This window comes from Natrinema sp. CRL1 (assembly GCF_059162405.1).
The window spans coordinates 470,761-496,110 of sequence record NZ_JBLVOY010000003.1; the positions used below are offsets into that span (position 1 = coordinate 470,761).

Here is a 25,350-nt window from a genome sequence, read left to right on the forward strand (position 1 = left end):
GACCGACGTTTTGCCGAGGGTGCGCCGAAGGCGCACCCGCAGTGCAAAAGGTCGATGAAAAGCACTCCTCGCTCCCGACGGTCGCTCGTCGGCCCGCTCGCGAGTTCACACGGCGAACTCGCTCACGGATGCAGTGCTTGGCAACCGAACCGCGATACCCACGACACATAGTGAACGAATGAGCTCAGACGTACCCGAACCGACCGATGTAGAGGCGCGAGCCGTAGAGAACGTCCGTATCGAGGACGAGATGGAACAGTCGTATATCGACTACGCGATGTCCGTCATCGCGGGCCGTGCGCTGCCGCGGGTCGAAGACGGCCTGAAGCCCGTCCACCGGCGCATCCTGTACGCGATGCACGAGATGGGAGTCTCCTCGGGCAGCAGTCACCGCAAGTCCTCCTCGATCGTCGGGGAGACGATGGGTGATTACCACCCCCACGGCGACAGCGCGATTTACGACACCCTAGTCCGGATGGCCCAGGACTTCTCGATGCGCTATCCGCTGGTCGACGGCCAGGGGAACTTCGGCTCGATGGACGGCGACCCGGCCGCCGCACAGCGGTACACGGAGGCCCGGATGTCCCCCATCTCCGAGGAACTGCTCGAGGATATCGACAAGGGCACGGTCGACTTCTCGGCGAACTACGACGACCGCCTGCAGGAACCCGACGTACTACCGGCGGCGTTCCCGAACCTGCTGGTCAACGGCTCCTCGGGGATCGCGGTCGGGATGTCGACGAACATTCCGCCGCACAACCTAGGCGAGGTCGTCGACGCGACCATCGAACTGATCGACGACCCCGACGCGACGGTTGAGGACTTAATGGAGCACGTCAAAGGCCCCGACTTCCCGACCGGCGCGAACATCGTCGGCCGGGACGCCATCTACTCGGCCTACAAGACCGGCCGCGGGCGCATCCGCGTTCGCGCCGAGTTCGAGGTCGAGGAGTGGCAATCGAACCGCGAGCGGATCGTCATCACCGAACTCCCCTTCCAGTCCAACAAGGCCCGCCTCGTCGAACGCATCGCCGACGACGTAAACGAGGGCGAAATCGAGGGGGTCTCCGACCTGCGTGACGAGTCCGACCGCGACGGCGTCCGCGTCGTCATCGAACTCAAACGCGGCGCAAACGCCGAGGTCGTCAAGAACAAACTGCTCGAGAACCACCTCGAGCGAACCTTCGGCGTCATCAACCTCGCGCTGGTCGACGGCCAGCCGCGGGTGCTCTCGCTCAAGGAGACGCTCGAGGAGTATATCTCCCACCGCCGCGAGGTCGTCCGTCGGCGCAGCGAGTACGACCTCGAGGAGGCCGAGGATCGGGCCCACATCCTCGAAGGTCGGCTGACGGCCGTCGAGAACGCCGAGAACGTCGTTGAACTGATCCGCAACAGCGAGGACCGCTCGGCCGCCAAATCCGCGCTACAGGAGAGTTACGACTTCTCGGAGGAGCAGGCCACCCACATCGTCCGCATGCAACTCGGGAGCCTCACCTCGATGGAGGCAGCCGAGATCGAAGACGAGTACGCGGACGTCCAAAACGAGATCGAGCGCCTGACGACGATCCTCGAGAGCGAGTCGGAACTGCTCTCGGTCATCAAAGACGAACTCCGCGAGATCAAAGACGAGTACGGCGACGACCGCCGGACCTCGATCATCGAGGATCAGGGCACCGTCACGCACGAGGACCTCATCCCCGAGGAGGAGGTCTTCGTCGTCATGACGGAAGACGACTACGTCAAGCGGATGCCGATCGAGCAGTTCGACCCCCAGGGTCGGGGCGGCAAGGGGATCATCGGGGCGGACGTCAAGGAAGACGACCGCGTCTCGACGGTCTTCCGGGCGAACACCCACGACTTCCTGCTCTGCTTTACGAATCAGGGCGAGGTCTACCGGCTCAAGACCTACGAAATCCCCGAGATGGGCCGGACCGCCCGCGGAAAATCGGCGGTCAACATTCTCGATCTCGACCCCGGCGAGGACATCACGGCCATCGTCGACACCGACGCATTCGGGGACGACGAGTTCGTGACGATGGCCACACGGAACGGCTACGTCAAGCGCACCGCGGGCGAGGAGTTCGACAACATCCTCTCGACGGGGATTATCGCCGCCGATCTCGAGGAGGGCGACGAACTCGTCGACGTCGAGGTCACTGACGGCTCGCAGGATCTAGTCATCGCGACCGAGGGCGGAATGACGATCCGCTTCGACGAGGACGAGGTCCGCGCGATGGGCCGGAACGCCCGCGGCGTCAATGGAATCAAACTGCAAGGCGACGACGCCGTCGCGGGGCTGGTCGCGACCGACGAGGGCGACGAACAGGCGCTGTTGACGGTCACCGAGCACGGTTACGGGAAGCGGACGCTGCTCTCGGAGTACCGCACGCAGTCCCGATACGGAAAAGGGTTGATCGACATCAAGACCGGCGAGCGAAACGGTCCCGTCACGGCCGTCAAGGCGGTCGACGAGGACGATCAGCTCGTCATGATGAGCGAGCGCGGACAGATCGTCCGCACCCGCGTCGACGAGATCTCGACGGTCGGACGGAACACGATGGGCGTGATCGTCATGGATGTCGAGGACGGCGATGCGGTCGCCGCGGTCGACGACATTCCCGCGTCGGCGGCTATCGATGCTGCCGACGCAGACGACGCGAACTGAACTCGCTGAACACCCAGCCCGTTTCGAGTCGTCTCACGGATCGATTTTACGCGGCAAGTCGAGCCACAGCGAGCGAGAAGAGCAAGAGCGAACACTAGAGAAGACAGCGGAGAACGCGGACGACTGCCGAGTCAGTGGGCCGGTTCTTCGGAGGGAGCGACCATGTCGTCGATCCGCAGGATGAGGATGTTGTTCGTGTCGTCTTTGCCGTCGACGGTCCCCTCGATGAGCAGTTTCGAGAGCGGCGTCGGGCCGACGGTAACGGAGTCGTCCTCGTGAATGTCGCTGAGCGTGCCCTGAATGTGGATCTCCGCGCGGCAGAGTTCCGGATGGTGAACGCTCGAGAGGTCGATCTCTTCGATGATGGTGTCGTCGACGGGTTCGCCCTCGTGTTGCATCGGGACCGCTGCGGGCTCGTCCATCTGCTGGATCTCGAGGGCTTCGTAGGCGGCCGCGGTCGGTTTGTAGCCGCCTTTCGGCCCCGGTACGCCCTCGACGAGTTGGAGGGCTTTGAGACTCTGCATCTGGTTGCGGATCGTCCCCGGGTTCCGGTCGACCTGTTCGGCGATATCCTCGCCTTTGATGGCGTCTTCGGTCTCCTTGTGGAGGTTCGTGAGCGCACGCAGGATTTTCTTCTGGCTGGGTGTGAGTTCGATGGATGACATAGACTATGATTCGTATTTGGTTTCCTTAAACCCGGCGGGTGAGCCGGAGTGTTTCGGAAGGATTGTCCCGTTTGAATCGGGAACAGGAAGCTGTTTCTGTTTAGTCCGTCGCGGGAGGTCGGTATCCGTTTTATTTCTCGATCGACAGCAGAATAAGAACTCGCTCGAGCGGGATCTCGCCACGGAGGTCGGGTCACGTCACCGACGCGATATCGGCTGGCGGTCGAGCGGTGAGAAGGTAGCCCGCTCGCACTCCATGGACAACCGGGTCGGCCCTCGTTCGACCAGAACCGCGGCTCGGACTCGAGAGGTGGCCGATTGCCGGCTACGGTTCCGGCTCCGCAGGTTCCGCGACCCAAACGTGGGCCGCGACGGATTCCGGCAGCGACACGGGCTCGTCGGCTTCGCTCGAGCGGGCCGTCACCATCCCGAACGGGGCGATCTCGAGGATTTCGAGTTCGACGCCGGGCTCGACGCCGTGGTCGGCGAGATAGGAGAGCACTTCCGGGTCGCGGTCGGCGACTTCGGCGACGGTCACGACATCCCCCGCCTCGAAGGCGGCGATGGACTCCCCGTCGGGCCGCTCGGGTGGCTCGAGGTCGGCGCTGGGGATCGGTGACCCGTGGGGATCGACCGTCGGTTCGCCGAGCGCGTCGGCGACGCGGGCCTCGAAGTCCTCGCTGATGTGGTGTTCGAGCCGGTCGGCCTCCGCGTGGACCTCCGACCAGTCGTAATCGAGGTGTTCGGTGAGGTAGGCCTCGAGCAGCCGGTGATGACGGACGATTTCGAGGGCGACGGTCTCGCCCTCGTCGGTTAGGGTCACCCCGCGATACTTCTCGCGGTCGACGAGTTCCCGTTCCTCGAGTTTATCGAGCATGCTCGTGACCGTCGGCGACGTGACGTCTAGCTCCGCGGCGATCTCCGAGGTCTTGATCCGGTCGTCGGTCTCCCGCTGGAGCCGGTAGATCGCTTTGAGGTAGTCTTCCATCACGTCGCTCAGCATCATGCTGATCCGGATTTAGACACGTCTAACCCTAAAGCTATCGCCAGCGGGAGAGCCGCGGGATCGCCACGACCAAACCGGCAGACGGTGTACCGGGCGTATGGAACGGACCGTCAGAATCATCGGTGCGCCGATGGACTACGGAGCGAACCGCCGCGGCGTCGACATGGGACCGTCCGCGATCCGGTATGCCGGGCTGGCCGACGGCCTCGAGCGCGCGGCCGTCGAGCCGATCGACGACGGCGACCTGTCGATGCCGCGCGCGGAGGAACGGGATCCGGACGCCGACCAGCCCAGCCGTGGGAACGCGAAGTTTCTGCGGGAGGTCGAGGATGTCTGTACGCGGGTTGGCGATCGAGTCGCAGCGACGCTGGCCGACGGCGAGTTCCCGCTCGTACTGGGCGGCGATCACTCGGTGGCGATCGGCTCGCTCGGCGGCTCGGCCCGCGAAGCCGACCTCGGTGCCATCTGGTTCGATGCCCACGCGGACCTGAACACGCCCGAAACGACGCCGAGCGGAAACGTCCACGGCATGCCGTTGGCCGCGGCCCTCGGCCGCGGTGCCTTCGGCGAGACCGACTGGGCACCCGCGCCTCGCCTCCAGGAGTCGTCGATCGCCTACGTCGGCCTCCGGAGCATCGACGAGCGCGAGCGCGAACTGATCCGCGACAGCGAGATGACCGCCTTTACGATGTCCGACATCGACCAGCGGGGTGTCTCGACGGTCGTCGAGGAGGCCCTCGCGATCGCGACCGACGGCACCGACGGCGTCCACGTCAGCCTCGACCTCGACTGGCTCGACCCGAAGACGGCACCCGGCGTCGGCACCCCCGTCCGCGGCGGCGTCACCTATCGAGAAGCCCACGCCGCACTTGAGGCCCTCTCCCGGCGCGACGAGGCCGACGGGGTGCTCCGATCGATGGATGTCGTCGAGGTGAATCCGATCTTGGACGAGGCTAACGAGACGGCGACGTTAGCGGCGGAACTAACCGCGAGCACGTTCGGAAAGCGCATTCTCTGAGCGGCGGCTGGCACTGACAGTTGGTGTTCCGCGTACGGATCGACTCGGCGGTATGGCAACAGTAGACACACTGGTTCCGGTTTCAACAGCTTTGTATCATAGTGTTTCGCACTGTGGTATATGACAGAGAACGTCGTCGTGCTCGGTGCCGGGTACGCCGGAACCGGTGCGATCAACAGGCTCCAGTCGGAGCTCGGGGACAACGCGCGGCTAACGTGGATCGCTGACGTCGACTATCATCTCGTCTTACACGAGTCCCACCGCGTGATTCGGGACCCCGACGTCCGCTCGGACATCACGTTCCCGGTCAATCAGATCGCGGACCCATCCACTCGTTTCATTCAGGACGAAGTCACCGGCCTCGACGTCGAGGACCAGACCGTCGAACTCGCCGACGGCGACGATGTCGAGTACGACTACGTCCTCGTCGGCCTCGGCAGCCAGACCGCCTATTACGGCATCCCGGGCCTCGAGGAGCACTCCCTGACCCTGAAGAGCCTCGACGACGCCATGGAGATTCACGAGGCGGTCAAAGAGGCCGGTCGGGAGGCGACCCGCGGCGAGCCCGCACAGGTCGTCATCGGCGGCGCTGGGCTCTCGGGGATCCAGACCGCCGGCGAGATCGCGGAATTCCGCGACGAGCACCGGGCCCCCATCGAGATCCACCTCGTGGAGGCCTTAGAGGAGATCTTCCCCGGCAACGACCCTGAAATTCAGCAGGCCCTGCGCGACCTGCTCGAGGAAGCCGGCGTCCAGATCCATACGGACGACCCGATCACCGAGGCCACCGAAGACCACATCGAGTTCGACGAGGGCGAGCCCCTCGATCACGACGTCCTCGTCTGGACCGGCGGCATCACGGGCCGAGACGCCCTCGACGACGCCGACCTCGAGAAGGAACACAACCGCGTCAACACCGGTGCGAACTTCCAGACCTCCAACGAACGCGTCTTCGCGATCGGCGACTCGGCGATCATCGATCAGGGTGACCAGCCCGCGCCGCCGACGGCACAGGCCGCGTGGCAGGCCGCCGAAGTCGCTGGCGAGAACATCGCCCGCGCGATCGAGAACCGCCCGCTGAAGACCTGGGAGCACGAGGACAAGGGAACCGTCATCTCCGTCGGCGAGAAGGCCGTCGCCCACGGTGTTAAGCCGGCCTTCGGCATCTCCCTGCCCGTCGATACCTTCGGCGGTCTCCCGGCCCAGAACTTGAAGAAGATGATCGCCGCTCGCTGGATCGCCGACATCACCTCGTGGAACGCGGCGCGAAAGTCCTGGTCGTCGCTGTAGAGCGCGCCACTCGTCCCTGAACCTCTCGTTTCGATCCCGTCTTCGCAGTAGCGTTTCGACAGCGGCCGCTATATTCCAGCGGAGACAACCGACAATCGGTCCGCCGATCTCGAACGCCGAACAGCGCGCATTCCGTCGATCACGCGGCCCCGGTCGGCTCCTCCTCGCCGCCGTCGTCGCCCATTCGTCGGGCCGGCACGCCCGCGACCGTCGCCCCGGCTGGCACGTCGCGAGTCACCAGCGAGTTCGCCGCGACGCTGGCCCCCTCGCCGATTTCGACGCCGGGCAGCACGATCGCGCCGGCCCCGATCATCGCCCGCTCGCCGACGACGACCTTGCCGGTCCGGTACTCGTCCTGGAGAAACTCGTGACAGAGCAGCGTCGCGTCGTAGCCGACGATGGCATCCGCCTTCACGGTGATCAGTTCGGGCCAGAAGACGTCCGGCGTGGCCTCGAGTCCCCACGAGACGCCCTCACCGACCGTAACCCCGAGACAGCCCAGGAGCCACCGCTTGAGCCGGAGGCTGGGCGAGATCCGGACGAGCCAGACGACGACGTAGTTGATCGCGACCCGGAGCGGATTGCGAGCAGCGGTCCAGTGGGCAAGCGAGTTGCGCGGCCCGGGTGTCGCGTGACGCTCAACGCGGTCGTGTCGCGGCGTCGTCTCGTCGGAACCAGTCACTGCACGCACGTTTATCGCGTCACTACATCAAACCGACCAATGCGGAACCGATCTGCGAGCTACGGGCGGCTATCGCCATCGGTCGCGGCCCGGCGAGACCTAACCAGTGAGGGGTTACTGTCGTTCCACTCAGCGGTAACTGTGTCCTATGTCACGACACCGCTCGGAACCACACGAGATCGACGCCGTCTTCGCGCTCCTCTCGAACGCGACGCGTCGATCCGTCCTCCGCTATCTCATCGATGCGGAGGAAGCGACGGCTCGAGAGTTGGCCTGTCACCTCACGTCAGATGCTCACGATGCCGACGAGCCGGATTCACTCGGCGACTCCGGACAAGCCGTCGTCGCTACACTGGTCCACAACCATCTCCCGCGACTGGACGAACACGACATCGTCGCGTACGACGAGTCCTCCACCGAGGTGACGCTCGGGTCGAACTTCGAGGCGATCGAGCCGTTCGTCGAACGCCTCGAGCGGTTCGACGACGACACGGTCGACGGGGGCAGTGAGCGGACGAGTTCGAGAACTGATTGCCGGGAATGAGCGGTCACACTCTCAGACGCGCTCGGGTCGGTCGGCCGAACGTGATCCGGGACGACCGACCAGCTCCCGGAACGCAGCGCCCGACAGTCCACAGCGATAGGCCGGCTTGTACATCATGTTCGCGCCGCCGGCCCGAACGTCCCAGTCGGACTCGATCTCGTCGCGCAGGTAGTATTGGGCCCGTTCGTTGCCGTCTCTGACGTAGTAGTCGCTGAGCCGAATCGGGTCCCGCTCGAAGAGCCCGCCGGGCTCGCGGCCGTCGACGATCACGACCGGCTTCTCGAGATAGAGGTCGCCGTCTCGAGCGCGCTTCGCGTGGGCGTTTTCGGGGTGGGCTGCGAGGATCGCCTCGCGCTCGGCCGGCGGCGTGTCGGGGCCGACGACGGCCACGTCGTCGACGGTGAAGTAGCCGATCAGGTAGCGGTGCGCTCGGTCTCCGTCGGGCCGGCGCAATCCGGCGTAGAAGCCGACGACATCGCCCGACTCGAGCGCCCGCAGCCGCGAGACGTAGCCGCTGGTCCGGTGCTCGCCGTAGGTCAGCGCCTCGAAGTTCGGATCGCGGTGAAGGGGCCACGACTCGAGGTCGTCGCCGGTGACGGTTTCTGCCCCGCCGCGGACCGGTTGGGGCGAGATTCGAGTCGTCAGGTCCGCCGCGACGCCGTCGCCGGCTCGTAACTCCCACGAGCCGAGGGTTTCGGGTTCGGATGTGGCCCGCGTTTTCTCGGGGATCGGGACGTACTCGAAGCGCCCGTCGTCGTACAGGGGAGCCAACGCGCCGACGTTCGTGCTATCAGCACCGACGCCGGCGAGAACGACAGTCATGGGTTCGTACGTTTCGGTCGGACGGATGCGGCGATAAAAGCCCCGATCGTGCGCTCTGTTCCGATCGGGACCGGGCCGTCGGGACGCCATCGACGCCGCTCGGCTCGAGTCGTGGCGTCAGCGACAGTGACTGGCTAGTCCGCCTGAATTAGCCTGAAGTACGGGGCCACAGTACATGCGCCAATGGATACCGAGGCTCGCCGGGCGGCCGCGGTTTGTACCCAGTGTCACAACGTGATCGCAGTCCGGATACTGCGAGACGAAACCGTCCAGCCGATCGGCATCGATGGACGCTGTGCCTGCGGCAACGAGAGGTACCGCGTTCTCGGCACCGACCCGCCGGCGGCCGACGAGGACGGCGACCGCGGGTCCTCGAGTCGGTCGATCGACTGAGTGTACAGATCACCGCTCGAGGAGTCAGGATTCAGGGTTGAGACTGGGACTCGAGGACACCCCATCGCTCAGAATTCGGTCACGACTTCGAGGCCGCTGGTCTCGTACTCGGTCATCGCGGCGAGCCGATCGGAAACGTCCTCGAGGGCGACGCGGCGCGTCACCAAGCGCTCGGGCTCGAGGCGGCCGGCCTCGATCATCCGCAAGAGTTCGTCGTAGCGCGAGGGCGGCATCCCGCGGGAGCCGACGACGGTGACGTCCCACCGGGTCACCTCGTCGATCGGCAGGGCGACCTCGCCGCGTTCGGCGTCGGTCGTGAGCCCGATCTGGACGTGGGTCCCGCGGACACGGAGACAGTCGAGGCTGTTCCGGCAGGTCTCAGCGCGGCCGAGCGCGTCGACGGAGACGTGTGCACCCCGATCGGAGATTTCCTCGATCGCCTCGGGAACGGACGTGACATCGGTCGCGTTCACCGTCGCGTCGGCACCGAGGGTCGTCGCCATCGAGAGCGGTTCGTCGCGGACGTCGACCGCGATCACCCGCGCGCCGAGCGCCGCCGCGATCTGGACGGCCGCCAGTCCGAGCCCGCCGCAGCCGTGGACGGCGACCCAGTCGCCGCCGCCGACGTCGGCGCGGTGGGAAAGCGCGTGAAACGCCGTGACGTACCGACAGCCAAGCGCCGCCGCCTCGGTCGCGGAGACGGAGTCGGGGAGGCGGGCGACGTTGAACTCGGCGTGGGGCACGTGGATCCGTTCTGCGAACGCGCCGGGAACGCTCGACTCGAACCCCAGCGCGTAGCCGTCCTCGCAGACGTTTCCGTGGCCGTTGCGACACTGGTAGCACGATCCCTCGCCGAGATTGAACGGAATCGCGACCCGATCGCCCACCTCGAGCGTGTCGACTCTGTCACCGACTCGAGCGATCCGGCCCGCGGGTTCGTGACCGAGGATCTGGCCGAGCGGAACCTGATCGTCGGCCCACTCGCCGTGGCCCTGCCAGGCGTGCCAGTCGCTCCGGCAGATTCCGCAGGCCTCAACGTCGACCACGACGCCGTGGGGCTCGAGCGACGGTGGATCGACCGTCTCGATCGCGAGCGGTTCGCCGTAGGACTCGAGTACTGCAGCGCGCATACCGGTACGACGGAGGTCGGCGAGTTATACCGTTCGCCCTGCGGCCGACGGCCATGCGACGGCGGCGAGAGGTACCCTTATCGGGCCGGGCGTTCCAAGCCCGCGTATGCGTGTCACCTTTCTCGGCACGGGCTCGGCGATGCCCACCGGCGAACGCTTTCAGGCGGGGATTCTCGTCCAAGACGACGGTCGGACGCTGCTGGTCGACTGCGGAGCCGGTGCGCTCCAGCGCCTCCAGCAGTCCGGGGTCGGCTACGAGGCCGTCTCGACGGTGCTGCTGACTCACCACCACCTCGACCACGTCGCCGACCTGCTGCCGCTGATGAAAGCCCGGTGGCTCGCCGGCGAAGAACACCTCGAGATCGTCGGCCCGCAGGGGACCAAGAACCTGGTCGACGACCTCCTCGAGGTCTACGAGTACATGCAGGACAAACTCGAGGTACAGGTCCGAGAGGTCGTCCCCGGCGAGTTCTCGGTCGCGGGGTTCGAGGTGTCGGCCTACGAGACCCGCCACTCGCTGCCGTGTCTGGCCTACCGCTTCGGCGATCTCTTCACCTTCAGCGGCGACAGCGAGGCCTTCGCGGGGCTGGCGAACTTCGCCGAGGGATCGGCGATCCTCGCCCACGACTGTTCGTTCCCCGACGACGTCGACGTCTCGAACCACCCGACGCCCGACGCCCTCGGCCGGGAACTGGCCGGCCGGGAAATCGGCCGCGTCTACCTGACCCACCTCTATCCCCACACCGAGGGCCGACACGAGGAGATGCTCGAGTCGATCGGTGCCCACTACGACGGCGACGTGCGGTTCGCCGAGGATCTCAAAACCGTCTCTATCGAGTGACTGCACTGGCGTCGGCACAGGTCCGTTTGCGTTCTATTTTCTCAGATTCGTTCCCCGAACAGAGCCTCGAGTTGCCGCTGGGACTGACTATTCAGCTCGTGAGAGGGAGGGCGAACACGTATATACAGCGGCGTTTGTAGGATCATAACAACAGATGCCTCCCGAACTCTCGCGGACGAACACCGCGGTGATCGAATGAGCGTACCCGAACGGCTCGCGACCGCCATTACTGGCCACACGCGGATCGTGCTCGTGGTTCTCTTGCTCCTGACGGCGGCCGTGGGAGCGGGGATGCCGATGGTCGACGACGACTCGTCGCTCGCCCAGTTCGAGGGCGAATCCGACGAAGCGAAAGCCCTCGAGCGAATCAATGGAAACTTCACGAGCGAACAACAGGAGAATACGACCCGCGTCCAGGTGATCGCACGCGGCGATAACGTTCTCACGAAGGAGTCGCTTGTCTCGTCGCTCGAGTTCCAACGGGAACTCCGAGCGAACGAGTCGATCAACGAAACGCTCGTCGAAGACCAGCCGATAACCGGCGTCGAAAACGTCGTCGCGATCACGGCGATCAACGAAGAGCGCGGCGCACAACTCGGTGCCGGCGTCGAAGAGGCGATCGCGCTCCAGCGAGAGTACGAGCAGTTAAACGAGTCCTATAACGAGAGCAACCCCGAATATCAAGCGCAAGCGGACGAACTCGAGTCACAGTTCGACGCCGTCGTCGAGGAGGCGACCGCGAACCTCAGCGAGACCCAGACCGCCCAGTACGCCGACTCGATCGACCGGATTCGCTCGATCGAATCCCAGCGCTACGGCCTCGACGAGAGCGATCCCGAGTATCAGGAACTCACCGCGGAACTCGAGCGAGCCCGCGGCGCTGCCACGGCAGGGGTCCTCCAGAGCGGCGAGGGGAGTCCGTCGATCGACGACCAGATCGCTGCCCTCGAGGACCTGAGCGACGAGGAGTACGACCGGACCCTCGAGAACACGCTGTCGTCGAACGAGTCGGACGACAGCGCAGCGATCGGGTTGATGTCGACGTCGTACGAGCCGGGCAGTACCGAAGCCGAGGCGCGGATGACCCTGCTGACCCAGTCGACTGCCAGCGACGAGGGCCAAGGGATGGGCGGCAGCGCGGTCAGCGAGCAACTCATCGACAGTCAACTCGAGATCCGCGAGTTGGCACAGATGCAGGAGCAGGACTACCTCGTCTTCGGCAGCGGGCTGATCACCGACGAGATCGACCGTTCGATGAACGACAGCCTGGCCATCGTCGGCCCGCTCGCGTTGCTGTTCGTCGTCGTCGCGTTGCTGATCGCCTACCGCGATCCGCTCGACATCGTGCTCGGGGTCGTCGGCATCGTCGCCGTCCTTGTCTGGACGTTCGGATTCATGGGCTGGGCCGACATCGCGTTCAACCAGATGTTCGTCGCGGTGCCGGTCTTGCTGATCGGGCTGTCGATCGACTACGCAATACACGTCTTCATGCGGCATCGCGAGCAGCGCGAAGAAGATGGTACCCGCGGGACCGTCCGCGGTTCGATGAAAACCGCGCTGGCCGGCGTGGGTGCCGCCCTCGTCTGGGTGACGGCCACGACCGTCATCGGCTTCCTCTCGAATCTCGTCAGCCCGATTGCCCCCATCCGGGAGTTCGGCATCGTCAGCTCCGTCGGCATCGTCGCCGCGCTGATCGTCTTCGGCGCGCTGATCCCCGCCGCCAAAATCGAAATCGACGAGTTCCTCGAGGCCCGCGGCGTCGACCGACACAAACGGGCGTTCGGGACCGGCGGCGGCCGCTTCAGCGACGTGCTGACGATCGGCTCGAGCGCGGCTCGCCGGATCCCCCTCGTCGTCCTCCTGGTCGTCGCCCTGCTCACCGCGGGCGGGGCCTACGGCGCGACGCAGGTCGATACCAGCTTCCAGGAGGAGGACTTCCTCGCGGAGAGTCCCCCCGCGTGGACCCAGAACCTGCCGGGCGGGATGGCCCCTGGCGAGTACCACGCCAAGGACGACCTCGAGTACGTCAACGAGCACTTCCAGCGCCAGGACCGCCAGGCCCAACTCCTCGTCGACGGTGATGTAGACGATGACGACTTCCTCGAACAGGTCAACGAGACGCGAAACGACACCGCGGAGAGCGACATCGCCTACACGTTAGCGACGGGCGAACCTGACATCCAAGACCCGCTCTCGACGATGGAGCAGGTCGCCGGGCAAAACGAGTCGTTCAACGAGTCGTTCAACGCGGCCGACACCGACGACGACGGTGTTCCCGACGAGAACGTCTCGGCGCTGTACGACCAATTCTTCGAGATCGACGAGGAAGCCGCCAGTCAGGTCCTTTCCCGGACCGACGACGGCGAGTACCGATCGGCCCGGCTGGTCGTCGCCATTAAGGGCGACGCCACGAACGCAGAGACAACGTCAGAAATGCGCACGATCGCAACCGATCTCGAAGACGGCGGTGACGGCCGCTGGACCGCCACTGCGACCGGCGACCCGATCGTCAGCTACATCGTCGAACAGGACCTGCTCGATACCGTCCTCGAGAGCTTGGTGATTACCCTCGTGGCGGTATTCCTGTTCCTTTCGGCGGCCTACTGGCTGACCGGCGGCAGCGCAACGCTCGGGGCCGTGACCCTGCTTCCGGTCGCGTTCTCGGTCAGCTGGATCCTGGGAACGATGTACCTCATCGGAATGCCGTTTAACGTCCTGACGGGGATGATCACGAGCCTCACGGTCGGGCTCGGGGTCGCCTACAGCATCCACGTCAGCGAACGGTACCGGCTCGAACTCGAGCGCCAAGGCAACGTCTGGTCGGCGTTGCGGACGACCGTCACCGGCACCGGCGGGGCGTTGCTTGGCAGCGCCGCAACCACCGTCGGCGGCTTCGGGACCCTCGCCTTCGCGATCCTCCCCGCGCTCCGCCAGTTCGGGATCATCACCGGACTGACGATCACCTACGCGTTCCTGGCCAGCGTCGTCGTGCTCCCAACGCTGCTGGTCCTGTGGACGCGGTACTTCGGCCCCGACGTGTCGTTCGACAGGTCGGGTGCTCAGACGGGGACGCCGACCGCGAGCGACGGCGGGACCGAGCCCAACGGAGGTGACCGCGAGTGAGTACCGGCGAACCCGAAGCCGTCGACGCCTTCGAACAACTCGGACTCACCAGCTACGAGGCCAAGGTGTTCATCGCGCTTCACCAGTTGAGCGCGGGGACGGCACGAGACGTCGCCGAGATCACGGACGTTCCCCGATCGCAGGTCTACAGCGTCGCCGAGAGCTTAGAGGACCGAGGGCTGCTCGAGGTCCAGCAGGCGAACCCGATCCGGTACCGGCCGGTCAGCGTCGAAGAGGCTCGAGACACGCTCCGAGACCGGTTCGAGCACGAGCAGGACCGGGCCTTCGAGTACGTCGAAACCGTCAAAAACGAGCCGGCCGGCGAGGAGACCCAGGAAGACATCTGGACGGTCCGCGGCCGGGACCGCGTCGATGATCGGACCGTCGACATCCTCTCACAGGCCGAAGAGCGGATCGTCTTCGGGACCCGGCTCCCGGAACTGATCACGGAGCCGATCGAACGAGCCCTCGCTGAGCGCGCGGCGGCCGGCGTCGCGGTGATCATCGTCAGCCGGCGCGAGGAAATCCAGCGCCAGTTCGCCGGCGTCGAGGGCGTTACCGTCGAGGACCCCCCGGCCCACCGAACCGACGACCAGCGGTCGGGCCGGATCGCCATCGCCGACGACGATGGCATCCTGTTGAGCGTCCTCGGCGGCGAGGGCGGCGAGACAGCGATCTGGAGTTCGGGCTCGCTGTTCGCGACCGTGTTAATCCAACTGATCGAGGCCAGCGACGAAATGCAGGTCGAGTAGGCGATTCGGGTCGCGGCCGGTTCCGCACGCTCACTCGAGTCGGTACCGAAGCAGGGCCGCGATCCCGCCGAGGTTCGACAGCTGCTGGCCGGGCGGGAACTCGCTCGAGAAGACGGTCACGTCGCCGCCTTTCTGTTTGGTCGTGCGGACGATGTCGTCGACGCTGATTGCCCACTCGCCGTCGGGCCCGCGCTCTTTCTGCAGTCGATCGTCGAGGACGAGCAGCCGTTCGATCGCGCCGAACTCGGCGGCCTTTTTGACCTGTTCGGGGCCGTAGGCCGCCTTGGCACCGTCGGCGATGCGGCGGGTGAGTTCGTCGATGTATTCGGCTTCGCTCTCGATGCGGGTCTCCTCTTGGACATCCGCGACGGCACCGCGCTTGAGCACCTCGTGGACGCCCCGGTCGCCGACGGCCGCCGTGTCGACCATCGTAATCAACTCGGTGAGTTCCGATTCGTTCTGTTCGATGTACTTGTAGGCGTCCTGTTTCGTAAAGCCGGGCCCGGCGAGGATGATAGCGTCGACCTCGAGTCGTTTGAGGACCGTCGCGAGTTCCTCGAACAGCTCCGAGCGGCCACGGGCGTACTCGCCTTTCCCGGTCGTCCCAGTGATCGTCGCCCGCTCTTCGGTGCCGTACTGGGCGACCGTGTGCACGTGGGCCTGGCCCTCCTCGACGGTCGCGATTGCCACGTCCGGATTCTCCGTGGCTTCCTCTGCCTCCTCGAGGCGGGCCTCCTGATCGGGTTTGAACCGCTTCTCGATGGAGATCTCGTCGCGGGCCTCGACGTTGAGCGTGTGGTGGAAGTTCAGTTGATCCTCGCGCGAACAGGCGACGATCTCGCCGCCGATCCGCAGCCGGTTGGCGAACTTGTGGAACTCGACGTCCTCGACGGCGATGGCGACCCACATGTGCTCGCGCTCGCCGCCCGTGTCCCGCATCTGGTCGTCGTTGCGCTGGATCCGCCGGGTCGTATCGCCCGCGACGCGGTCGCCGGGTTCGAGGACGTACTGCAGGTGCCAGAGGTCGTCGACGCTTTCGGGGACGACCGTGATCCGCTCGCGGCCGCCCTCGACCTGCTCCCGGTCTTTGATCTGCATGGGGGTTCGTTCACGGGGTGGCGGTAAGTGGGCTGCGATCGGTGTGTCCGCGGGTTTTCGACCTCGCCCGGTCGGTCCTCGTTGCGGTCGGCCGAGCGGCAGAACCTATCAGCGACCGCTGAAAATCGTGGTTATTGTCACCAATCAACATAGTAAGGGCGCGACGCTATCCGCGTTGCAGACCTCATTTGGGTATGAACATGGGACACATAGCTCGATTGGAAGACTTCGGCACCCGCTCGCTCGTGACTCACGCCATCATGGCAGTGACGTTTACGGGTGCGATTCTAACGGGACTGTTCGTCGACGGGCAGGTCGGCCTCGTATCGTTCGTCGCGTTCTTGAACTTCACTGCCGGCGTCTGGGTCGCACAGTCGACTCACTCGCTCGGGAACGCTCGAACCGATGACTCGTACGACGGCGTCCTGTCCGTGTTGGCCGACACGACCGGTGAGAAGACCTACCGCGGCCTCGACACCGGTCGACTCGCCCGGCTCCTGACCCTGATCGCGGTCGTCACCGCCGTCTCCCTGCTCGTCTCCGGGGAAGTCCTCGCCGGTACCGTTGCCTCGATCGGTGCCGTCGCCATCGGTGTCGTCGCGCTCGTGACGGCAATGGTCGGATTCCTGATCGCGATGAGTTCAGCGTACGACGCCGCCGAACGCGAACGGTTCCGAACCGTCGACCGCGGTTCGTCCGAACCGGGAAACTCCGGTCAGCCGACGACTGACCTCGAGGACGGCTCCGACATCCGTATCTCGATCCGAGAGTCACACGTCGACGAACCGGCTTCTGAACACCGCTGAGCGGCACCTCACCCACGCCGGCACTCACGGGCCGGTCGCTCGCCCTCGTCGGTGACGGCGTTCGGGTGGGACTCAGTCCCGCAACTCCTCGATTTTTCCTTTGGCCTTCTCGAGACCGGATTCGAACGTCTCTTCGATCTCGTCGACGGAGCGTTCGACGTAGTGGACGCGCTCTTTCGGAACTCGGCGAACGACATCGTTGCCGTTCTCGTCGGTGCCGTAGGCGAACAGCCAGTGATCCTGAAAGTAGGCGATTCGATCGTTGTCCACGGTGGCCCGCTCGTCGGTTTCGCCGGGCGTCTCGTAGACGATGGTCGCGGTGCCGAGATCCGGTTCCGTGTCGGTGTCGGTATCGATGTCCGCCATGCGAGTCGCGTCCACGGTCTGCCGTGTAGTCGTGGACCCGGCACGTGCAGCCTCACCGTCGAAATGAGAAACGGGTACAAGAAAGCAACCGTCGACTCGCACTCGTCAGTCGGAGCCCGAGCTGGACTCGGACCCGGACTCTGCCGTGGCATCCGACGATTCCTCCGTGTCGCCGTCGCGGACGCCGCTATCGTCGGTCGGCGTCGGTTCCGCGTGCTCCGCCTGATACGGCTGCGTGCCGGGACCGAGCGCGAGGAACACCACGAATCCGACCATGACCACCATCGCGACGAGGATGACCGCGGTGACGATGATCGGGCCGTTGATCCCATCGCTGACTTGCGCGGGGCCGAGCGCCTCGAATGGGTACAGCATCGAACGCGCTAGTCCGGGGACACCAATGAGCGTTGAGCCGTACATATCGGGGTTACAGTCAGCCCCGCAACGGACAGTCCCGGGCAGTTCAACCGCAAGAATCTATCCGAGCGGTCGCTGCCGATCCGCGCTCAGACGGCCTGCTGTCCGTCAGTGCCGGCTCAACCCCAGAGCGGTCGGGACTTCGCCGACAAATCGGGACCGCAACCCGTCTCAGTCCTCCGCGACCCGGCTGCCGCCCGGCGGCATGAAGTGTTGAATCCGGTCGGGGCTGGCGATTTTGCGGACGAACGTCTCGTCCTCGAAGCGCTCGCGGAACTGGCGGTAGAGCCGCTTTGCCGCGTCCGCCTGCGCGTACCGCCCGGGCTCGAGTTCGATCGTCGTCACCGCATGCGCTTCGATCGCCGACGGCGGGCCGCCGATGACGCGGGTGTAGGGCTCACACTGAATGCCGACCGCCGCGCCGACCGGCGTATCCCGGTAGTAGGTTCGGTCGCCGCGGATCGCGAACCCACCCTTCTCTAAGTACTCGCCGCTCTCGGGGGTCTTCGAGACCTGATCGGAGTCGACGGCGTAGACGTCACCCGCGTAGCGACCGTCTTTCCAGACCGAGGCGTAGGAGACGGCAAACTGGGCGGCCTCCTCGATGCTCGACTCCGGCAGTTCGATCTCGCTCGAGGACGCCTCGCTCGGATCGGTCGCCTTGAGCACGGTGACGGGGCCGCCGTGAGCCTGCGTATGAAAGACCTTGTCGCCGGGCTCGAGGTATTTCTTGACGAGTTCCTCGTTCTGATCGGCGTTGCGGCCGCCAATGACGAGGTACTCGTCGCTGGTCTGGAACCAGCGGAAGCGGTCGAACCACGGCTCGTTCTCGCGGATCGGAATCGACGGCTCCGAGAGCCAGTCGCGTTGGGTCTCTTCTTCGTCCTCGTCGGGCTCGGGTTCCGCTACGGGCCCGCTCTCGTCGGCCTCCCACTCGTCGCGGCGGCGTTTGGCGTCTTCTAAGTCCTCGCGGGTGTTCTCGATCGCGGCCAGCGCGCCCTCCTTTTTCCCCTCGACGCGCTTTGCCTCGGTGTAGAGCCGGTCGGCGTTCTGCTCGACGCCCCGTCCGGCGACGAGGTTGATCCGTTCGCCGTCGATATCGACGGTGACTGTCCCATCGCTGCCGTCGACATCGATGACGGCCTCGGCGGCGTCGATGCCCTGCTCGGCACCCTCCTCGAAGCGCTCGCGAATCTCGTCCCACGAGCGGTCCTGCTCGCGGGCCCCTTGAATCGTCGAGAGGATGTCGTCGACCAACCCGTACTCGGCATAGAGCAGTTCGGCCTGCTCGCGCAGTTCCTCGGCCTCCTGCTCGAAGCCCTCGATCGCCCCCTGCTGTTGCTCGATGATCCGCTCCTGTTTGGCGATTTCGGACTCGAAGTCTGGCCGCTGGTCGGTTGGGTCCGGCTCCTCTTCCTCGGCGAGTTCGAGCCGGAAGAAGTAGTCGTCCAGCGCCGAGAGGAACGAGTCGTAGGCCTCGCCGTCGAGGTCGTCGTGTTCCTCGAGCGGGAACGGCGTCACGTCGACGACGCTGGCGTCAGCGTCGTCACCCTCGTCCTCGCCCTCGTCGTCCTCGTCGTCGCGCTCGAGGTAGAGCCGCGGATCGAAGTTCCCGTTGCGGATGTCGAGCGCGAGTCGCTCGATCGTCTCGTAGAGCCGCTCGTAGACGCCCTCGTCGGCGTCCTCGATATCCATCCCCTTCTCGACGCCGGCACGAACACACAGTTCCTCGGCGTAGAGGCCACCGAAGTTGAGTTGTGTCGCGAGCGTGCGGACCACGTCCGTATCGGAGTCGTCCATCTCGTGGTCGAAGGCCTCTCGAGAGACCGTCAGCGGGTTCGTCCGGGTGTCGGGGAACTCGTAGCGCGAGCCCGGCACGACCGTTCGCGATTTGAGCCGCACCGTCTCGAGGCAGTCGATCACCTCGTACTCGCCGTCGGTGACCGCGACGTTGCCCTGCCCGAACAGTTCGACGATGATCCGGGTCGTCCCGTCGTCGCGTTCGAAGACGAACTCGAGGATGCGGTCGAACTCGTACTGCTCGACGCCCGCGAAGTCCGCACCGGAGAGGCGGTTGCGGAGCATCATCGCGAACTGCGGGGGCCGGCCAGGGGCGTCTGGCACCCGTTCGGGGGCGACCGTGTGAGCCCGCTTGACCTCGCCGACCTCGAGAATCAGTTCCATGCGACCGCGGTCGAAGTCCCGCATTTTGAGCCGGACGAGGTCGTCGCCGTAGAGGTACGCTTTGTCGACCTTCGCGCCCTCGTAGGCCCCGAGTTCCCCGACGAGAGCGGCGAGGTCGACGCTGGTGAGTTCCCGCTTTGGATCCATACCCGAAATTGCCAGTCCCGGTCAAAAAGACGTGTCGCTCCGACGCCAGCGCCTGATCCCGGACGACCGCGTAGTGAGAGGGGCTGCCCCATCGGTAAGTACAGGACAAGCACATATCGCTTAGTGCAGGTAAAGTACCTACTATTATTTCAGTGAGGAATCAGGCATCTGGGGCCATATCTATAGATATGGAAAACGAGTCATCATATGGCATCTCCTCACTAATATTTAGGACAGGAGAAGTAACTGGCCCCCCATAGTCAAACTCTTCCGTCACAGTCCCTCGGTCCTCAATCGTAACTTCGGCTATATACTCTCCTGTCTTCTCTGCGATAGGGACGTGATTTTCGTACCTAGTATTCTTCTCCATCGTAAAACTAGTCTCTTCAACAGTAGTTTCACCCCGGAGAAATCTAGGTCTTTTTATAGATATTGTTATATATACCGTCTCACTCAGTCTACTCTCTACAGTGAAAGTCTTCTTTCTTTCAGAGGATACACGAGTTATACATCCAGAAACTGTAGCCATAGTTGCCGTGATTGCTCCAAGAACTGTTCGCTGTCTCATGGCTTTTCATTGAAAACTATCTGTAAATGTTTTCTGAAGTACGGCTGTTCAATTCGCACGTGTAGTTGCCGCTCAGTAGACTATAAACAAGTGTAATCCACAAAATACATGTGTTGTTTTATTGGACTTTAACTAATGGATGATGACCCGATATTACTCAGGCTCAATATTATTATCGGACTTTTAGTTACGATTCTTGGGATACTGCTCTTTTCGATGATTTCTATAGAAATCGTCTCCTTTGGAGTGATTCTAGTTGGTATTGTCTTTCCAGTACTGTTTCTGGCTTGGATTCTACTGCGGTAAGTGCACAGGTATAGCGTCCGGCTGATCGAAGACAGGTATCAGTATGGTATCATCACCCATTATTCTATTCTAACGTCAACCCGACGCCGGTTTCCGCTTCGACGGTCTCGATTTCATCGTCGGTCAGTTCGTACATCTCGTAGACGATGTCGTCGACGGCGCGATAGAGTTCCCGAATTTCGGCCTCTCGAGCCGTGATTTCGTCCCGTAGCTCGAAGTGCGGCGTGAGATCGGCGTCGTCAACGACCGGGAGGTCCGCTCGGTCCAGTTTCTGCTGTACCGTTCGGGTCTTCCCGCCGGGGTACCCGTTCTTCGGACTCTTGTTCGCGAACTCGTCGTAGTGATCCAACACGACTGCATATTTCTCGAGTCGCGGTTCATCGACGAGATCGGCGGGGAACTCGTAGAGGTCGACCCACCGACGGACGATCCCGTTGCCCTCCTCGTTACGTTTCCAGTCGTAGTCCCCGTCGTCCGTCGCCTCGCGGAGTTTCAGCCGGGCGCGGAGGAGCCACGTATCGGACTCTTCCGATCTCTCGAGCGCGAGCCGGTCGATATCGTGTCGCGACTCGAAGGCGATTTCGTCGACTCGAGTCGCGTACTTCAGTTCCTCGGCGAGGACATCTTCGAAGTCCTCGGTCGGCGCGTCACGAGAGAGATACTTGAACGGATCGAGTGCCTTACGCAGAGTGCGTCGCTCCTCGAGTAGGTCGACCAGTTCGTGATAGACGCCGATAAGCGCTGTTTCGATGTCGTCCGGGACGCCATCATCGAACGCGTCAGCCGGTATGGACGCCGTATCGGCGTCCGTCTCTTCCGGCGACATGAGAAGCGGAATCGCCTGAAGCGAGTTGCCGAAGTACTCGTAGTAGCCGTCTCGTTTCAATTTCGCGTGGTTGAGGTGGAAGAACTCCAACAGCGTGGAGTTGAGTAAACAAGCCACGTACTCGTTTTCCGGCGCGCCGTCAGCCTCGGGGACGATGACCTCGATGTCGCCGCCATCGTTGTATAGCCCTGTCTGGTCGAGATAGAAGCGGTTCTCGGTCGCCGTAAACGGACAGATGAGTTTCTCTCTCGTCTCGTCTTCGAAGATCTCCTTGTTGATCGGGTTCAGGTATTCGTACCATTCGACGGAGTCCTTGGCGCGGTCGTCCAGTTGCTCCCGGTACTGGGAGAGGTACTCCATCGCGTTCGGGTAGTCCTCGATACGCTTCCCCTCGAAGTAGAGGACGTCCAGCCCTCGCGGGTTGTACTCGTATTTCCTGAGATCGCCGTTTTTGACGAGGGGTTTCACCACTTCGTCCTCGATTCCCCACTCGTCGATCTCTTCGGGCGAGACCGTAAACGCCTCGTTCAGGCCGGTCATCAGTCCCTGCCCGGTTCTGTAATTCTCCCCGAGGGGCGTCCCCGCGTCCCGGATCGTCTCTTTGATGTCGAGGATGGATTTCGGCAGAATCCCCCATCGATCCGCTCCGAACGAGGATTCGGCCATCGTGTACTGTCCGCCGAGGTCGGTTTCCTCCGCCGAGACGATCTTCTCGATCGTCTGCTGAATCGTCCGTGGATCGGACTCCAGTTCGTCGCGGAGATACGTAATCGTCGTCTCGTCGACCGGTCGCCCCTTTGCGAGGCGCATAATAACGGTCAAGGTATCGACACCGGGGAACACCTGGTTGTTCCCGAGATCGACGATTTCGTGGATGTCCGCGCTGCTACTAAGCGACTCGCGGAGTCCTCGTGCATAGTGTGCTTCAGTGAAGTATCGAGAGACGATATATCCGAGCTGTCCCCCATCTCTGAGGAGTTCGAATCCGAGGCCACAGAAAAAATAGTGGATGTCGGCTTTTCCGGCGTAGATGTCCGGGTACCGTCGCTCGAGGCAGTCGCTGAACCTCTCGTCAGTCACGGTCTCGAGGTTGAAGTACGGCGGATTACCGACGACCGCATCGAACCCCCGTTCGGATTTCGTCTGCCCGTCGGTGTAGAAGGCCTCGACGAACTCGAGTTTCCAGTGGAAGAAGTCGTGCTCGGCGGCCGCGTCCTGTGCCCGTTGGAACCACGACTTCTCCTCGAAGGCTTCCCACGGGGTTTCGTGGTCGGCGCGAAGGGCCTGCTTCAGGTTATCGTAGGCATCGTCGGGAACGGCGACGCCGAAATGGGTCGCCAGATAGACGTTCGCGAGCTGGTCCAATCGCTCGCGCTTTTCCTCTCCCTCGACTTCCTCCTCGTACTTCGCTTTTTTCTTGCCGATCTGTTCGACCGTGTCGTCGTCCATCCGAGCGAACGCGGCGTATTCTCGCAGGTAACTGTCGATCGTGTCTTGGACAGTGTTCAGAAACGGATCGAGCGTCGCTTGCCCGTCCGCGACGTCCGTTCGCGTGTCCGAATCGGGGAGGTCGTCGATGTCATCTAGGTCGGCCCCGAGTAGCGAATTCCCCTGCTTGAAATGATGGTCGAGGAACGTAAGCGGCTTGTTGCTCGCAAGGGTCTCCAGCCACATCGAGAGCTTTGCCAGTTCGACCGCCATCTCGTTCAGGTCGACGCCGAAAATACACTCCTTGGCGATGGCTCGGCGAATCTCCTCTTCGTTCATCACGCCGGAAATCTCCGCCTCGAGCGTTACCTCCTGGACCTGATCCGCGAGGTAACTCGTTACCGCGGTCAGGAAGTGACCGCTGCCCATCGCCGGATCGAGGATATTGAGCTCGAGAACCCGCGCGTAGAATTCACCGGCATACTCGTGGGTCCCCGGCTCGTACCCGTCCGTTTCCAGCGATTCGCTGATGTCTTCGATGAGTGGGTCGAGCGTCTGCGAAACGATATACTGGACGATGTAATCGGGGGTGTAGTACGACCCCGTGGACCGTCGTTCCCCTTCGTCGTTGACGACGTAGAGGCCGCCCTTTTCGACGACATCGATGGAAGCATCGTACTCGGCGAACGCCTCTTCATCGACCCAAACCTGCCCGTCGTCGGCAGCGACTGCCCACAACTGTTCCTCGGCGATCTCGAATCGGTGTTCGAGAAGACCCTCGTAGACCGACCCGAGGTGTCGGGTGTCGAGATCGCCGTAATTCGCATAGATCAGGTCGCCGTCGTCGCTCGTCGTCGTACTCAGATAGTAGATGGCTCGCGCGAGATAGTCGTTCGAAACGTAGTTCTCCTCGAGGAACGGATGCTCTTCGACGGCGAACAAACCGCCGTTGTACGCCGGGATGCCGAGGTCGTCGTTGCCGGTATCGATCAGTTCGAAGAGCCGGTCGAGACGGTCCCAGTAACTTCGCGAGTGAGCGCTGAAATCGTCGAAATATTCGCCGCTGCCGGCTTGGTCGACGATATCCTCACGGATGCGTTCGAGCGAGAATTCGCTCTCGTAGTCCCGCTTGGCCCGCTCGGAGACGGGATGGATGAGTCCCTTGCCCTCGGCGTACAGAACGAACATCAATCGGTACAGGTAGACGAGGGAATGCTCTTTGAGATCGCGACGGGCGGCCTCGCCCTCAGCCGTTACGTCGAGGTCGTTGCAGTCAACGAACCCTTCACCGAGGACGCGAAGCGCCGTGAAGACGTTGTCTTGCAAGTCCTCACCGAGTTGCTCCGCGTAGATCTCGCTCTCGCGGTAGACCGTATCCAAGAACGATTCGCCGACCGCTCCCGTCAGCGCGTCCCGGTGGAAGAACGCATAGAAGTACTTGAACTCGGAGAGGCTCCCGTTCTCGAGGAGGTCCACGAGGTCGACCTCGTAATAGATTTGCGTCTCGTAGACGCGATTGCTGTAGATCCGCCATTTGCGACCATTTGTGAGGAATCCCCACTGAATGTTTTCCGGCGTTCGATCGAGATAGTGGCGAATCTGCGACGAGGCGTTTCGATACGGCCGATCAACGTATTCGCTCTCGAAATCGGCGTCCCACTGTTTGGCTTCGAGTATGCCGGTCGATTTCGCGTACGTCTCGTTCAGGTCGTCGAGACTGCGGGCGCGTCGCCGGACGCTCGAGGAACTAAACAAGACGTAGTCGACGTGCCCTCGTTCGCTCGGAATCGGGGTCTCCGTGACGGCGTCGTATCCGAGACGGGAGACGACCTCGTCGATCCACACGTCCTGTAACTCGGACTCGAGATACGAATCGACGACGTCCCGTTCCGCTTCCCAGAGCTCCGTCAGGGCGTCGAACGCCGCTTCCGCCTCCGCATCACAGTCCCACTGCTCCGTTTCGGAAACCGTGTTCTTCAGATAGTGATCCGAGAAGAGACCGGCGTTATCGAACGGCGTCGAATCCAGCGTCGTCTGACTGCTCATCGATTACTGCCCTCTGTCTGCCGAACGGGCATAAGAGTACGTTCCTGTGGTGGGCGATTCGGTCACGAAACTGCAGGGAATTTTATCGGAGAACCGTCCTGTGTCAAGCACGACCCGCTGAGGGTGTCCGATACAGATCACAACCCGGATCGATTGCCGCTATCAGTGCCCACTCAGTACGCAGCGATCGGAGGTCGGAAAGCCTAATCCCCGCCGTCCCCCAGTAT

The 25,350-nt window shown here is 63.5% G+C and carries 20 protein-coding genes; 9 read left to right on the forward strand and 11 right to left on the reverse strand.

Annotation, left to right across the window (positions count from 1 at the left end):
* Positions 1 to 178: 178 nt before the first annotated feature.
* Positions 179 to 2,665, forward strand: a complete 2,487-nt coding sequence (gene gyrA, locus ACJYUO_RS13205) for a DNA gyrase subunit A (RefSeq protein WP_494345820.1) — start codon at positions 179 to 181, stop codon at positions 2,663 to 2,665.
* 131 nt (positions 2,666 to 2,796) lie between these two features.
* Here gyrA and ACJYUO_RS13210 read toward each other — a convergent pair whose 3' ends face one another.
* Positions 2,797 to 3,330: an Rrf2 family transcriptional regulator gene (locus tag ACJYUO_RS13210; RefSeq protein WP_494345821.1), complete on the reverse strand. Its 534-nt coding sequence runs from the start codon at positions 3,328 to 3,330 to the stop codon at positions 2,797 to 2,799.
* A 325-nt stretch (positions 3,331 to 3,655) separates the two neighbouring features.
* Entirely contained in the window at positions 3,656 to 4,336 is a 681-nt protein-coding gene (locus ACJYUO_RS13215) for a metal-dependent transcriptional regulator (protein ID WP_494345822.1), read from the reverse strand.
* Between the two features lie 97 nt (positions 4,337 to 4,433).
* On the opposite strand from ACJYUO_RS13215, the gene rocF reads away from it, so the two are divergent.
* On the forward strand, positions 4,434 to 5,354 hold the full coding sequence (gene rocF / locus ACJYUO_RS13220) for an arginase (protein ID WP_494345823.1): 921 nt from the start codon (positions 4,434 to 4,436) through the stop codon (positions 5,352 to 5,354).
* A gap of 120 nt (positions 5,355 to 5,474) precedes the next feature.
* Positions 5,475 to 6,644: an NAD(P)/FAD-dependent oxidoreductase gene (locus ACJYUO_RS13225; RefSeq protein ID WP_494345824.1), complete on the forward strand. Its 1,170-nt coding sequence runs from the start codon at positions 5,475 to 5,477 to the stop codon at positions 6,642 to 6,644.
* A 139-nt stretch (positions 6,645 to 6,783) separates the two neighbouring features.
* Here ACJYUO_RS13225 and ACJYUO_RS13230 read toward each other — a convergent pair whose 3' ends face one another.
* A complete protein-coding gene (locus ACJYUO_RS13230) occupies positions 6,784 to 7,326 on the reverse strand; it encodes an acyltransferase (protein ID WP_494345825.1) in 543 nt (180 codons plus the stop codon).
* Positions 7,327 to 7,474: 148 nt separating this feature from the next.
* On the opposite strand from ACJYUO_RS13230, the gene ACJYUO_RS13235 reads away from it, so the two are divergent.
* Positions 7,475 to 7,870: a DUF7344 domain-containing protein gene (locus tag ACJYUO_RS13235; RefSeq protein WP_494345826.1), complete on the forward strand. Its 396-nt coding sequence runs from the start codon at positions 7,475 to 7,477 to the stop codon at positions 7,868 to 7,870.
* Between the two features lie 12 nt (positions 7,871 to 7,882).
* Here the strand turns inward: ACJYUO_RS13235 and ACJYUO_RS13240 are convergent, their stop codons facing one another.
* Entirely contained in the window at positions 7,883 to 8,692 is an 810-nt protein-coding gene (locus tag ACJYUO_RS13240; RefSeq protein WP_494345827.1) for an Nmad3 family putative nucleotide modification protein, read from the reverse strand.
* 183 nt (positions 8,693 to 8,875) lie between these two features.
* Here ACJYUO_RS13240 and ACJYUO_RS13245 point away from each other — a divergent pair, with 183 nt between their 5' ends.
* The gene (locus tag ACJYUO_RS13245) at positions 8,876 to 9,085 is read left to right on the forward strand and encodes a hypothetical protein (RefSeq protein ID WP_494345828.1); all 210 of its coding nucleotides are present in this window, start codon (positions 8,876 to 8,878) and stop codon (positions 9,083 to 9,085) included.
* 68 nt (positions 9,086 to 9,153) lie between these two features.
* Here the strand turns inward: ACJYUO_RS13245 and ACJYUO_RS13250 are convergent, their stop codons facing one another.
* Entirely contained in the window at positions 9,154 to 10,215 is a 1,062-nt protein-coding gene (locus ACJYUO_RS13250; RefSeq protein WP_494345829.1) for a zinc-dependent alcohol dehydrogenase family protein, read from the reverse strand.
* A 106-nt stretch (positions 10,216 to 10,321) separates the two neighbouring features.
* On the opposite strand from ACJYUO_RS13250, the gene ACJYUO_RS13255 reads away from it, so the two are divergent.
* From ACJYUO_RS13255 to ACJYUO_RS13265, 3 genes are all read left to right on the forward strand, one after another.
* The gene (locus tag ACJYUO_RS13255; RefSeq protein ID WP_494345830.1) at positions 10,322 to 11,056 is read left to right on the forward strand and encodes an MBL fold metallo-hydrolase; all 735 of its coding nucleotides are present in this window, start codon (positions 10,322 to 10,324) and stop codon (positions 11,054 to 11,056) included.
* A gap of 195 nt (positions 11,057 to 11,251) precedes the next feature.
* On the forward strand, positions 11,252 to 14,179 hold the full coding sequence (locus ACJYUO_RS13260) for an efflux RND transporter permease subunit (protein WP_494345831.1): 2,928 nt from the start codon (positions 11,252 to 11,254) through the stop codon (positions 14,177 to 14,179).
* Positions 14,176 to 14,931, forward strand: a complete 756-nt coding sequence (locus ACJYUO_RS13265; RefSeq protein WP_494345832.1) for a TrmB family transcriptional regulator — start codon at positions 14,176 to 14,178, stop codon at positions 14,929 to 14,931. The genes ACJYUO_RS13260 and ACJYUO_RS13265 overlap by 4 nt, the downstream gene beginning before the upstream one ends.
* 30 nt (positions 14,932 to 14,961) lie before the next feature.
* Here ACJYUO_RS13265 and ACJYUO_RS13270 read toward each other — a convergent pair whose 3' ends face one another.
* On the reverse strand, positions 14,962 to 16,029 hold the full coding sequence (locus ACJYUO_RS13270; protein ID WP_494345833.1) for an mRNA surveillance protein pelota: 1,068 nt from the start codon (positions 16,027 to 16,029) through the stop codon (positions 14,962 to 14,964).
* A 194-nt stretch (positions 16,030 to 16,223) separates the two neighbouring features.
* On the opposite strand from ACJYUO_RS13270, the gene ACJYUO_RS13275 reads away from it, so the two are divergent.
* Entirely contained in the window at positions 16,224 to 16,835 is a 612-nt protein-coding gene (locus ACJYUO_RS13275) for a hypothetical protein (RefSeq protein ID WP_494345834.1), read from the forward strand.
* 72 nt (positions 16,836 to 16,907) lie between these two features.
* Here the strand turns inward: ACJYUO_RS13275 and ACJYUO_RS13280 are convergent, their stop codons facing one another.
* The 5 genes from ACJYUO_RS13280 to ACJYUO_RS13300 all read right to left on the reverse strand — a co-directional run bounded on the left by ACJYUO_RS13280 (position 16,908) and on the right by ACJYUO_RS13300 (position 25,123).
* Positions 16,908 to 17,201, reverse strand: coding sequence for a hypothetical protein (locus tag ACJYUO_RS13280; RefSeq protein ID WP_494345835.1), 294 nt, complete (start codon positions 17,199 to 17,201; stop codon positions 16,908 to 16,910).
* Between the two features lie 105 nt (positions 17,202 to 17,306).
* Positions 17,307 to 17,576 carry a hypothetical protein gene (locus ACJYUO_RS13285; RefSeq protein ID WP_494345836.1) on the reverse strand — a complete coding sequence of 90 codons (270 nt, stop codon included), beginning with the start codon at positions 17,574 to 17,576 and terminating at the stop codon, positions 17,307 to 17,309.
* Between the two features lie 213 nt (positions 17,577 to 17,789).
* On the reverse strand, positions 17,790 to 19,949 hold the full coding sequence (rqcH, locus tag ACJYUO_RS13290; protein WP_494345837.1) for a ribosome rescue protein RqcH: 2,160 nt from the start codon (positions 19,947 to 19,949) through the stop codon (positions 17,790 to 17,792).
* Between the two features lie 160 nt (positions 19,950 to 20,109).
* Positions 20,110 to 20,517, reverse strand: coding sequence for a hypothetical protein (locus ACJYUO_RS13295; protein ID WP_494345838.1), 408 nt, complete (start codon positions 20,515 to 20,517; stop codon positions 20,110 to 20,112).
* 370 nt (positions 20,518 to 20,887) lie between these two features.
* Complete coding sequence (locus ACJYUO_RS13300; RefSeq protein ID WP_494345839.1) at positions 20,888 to 25,123, reverse strand: Eco57I restriction-modification methylase domain-containing protein; 4,236 nt, start codon at positions 25,121 to 25,123, stop codon at positions 20,888 to 20,890.
* Positions 25,124 to 25,350: the final 227 nt, after the last annotated feature.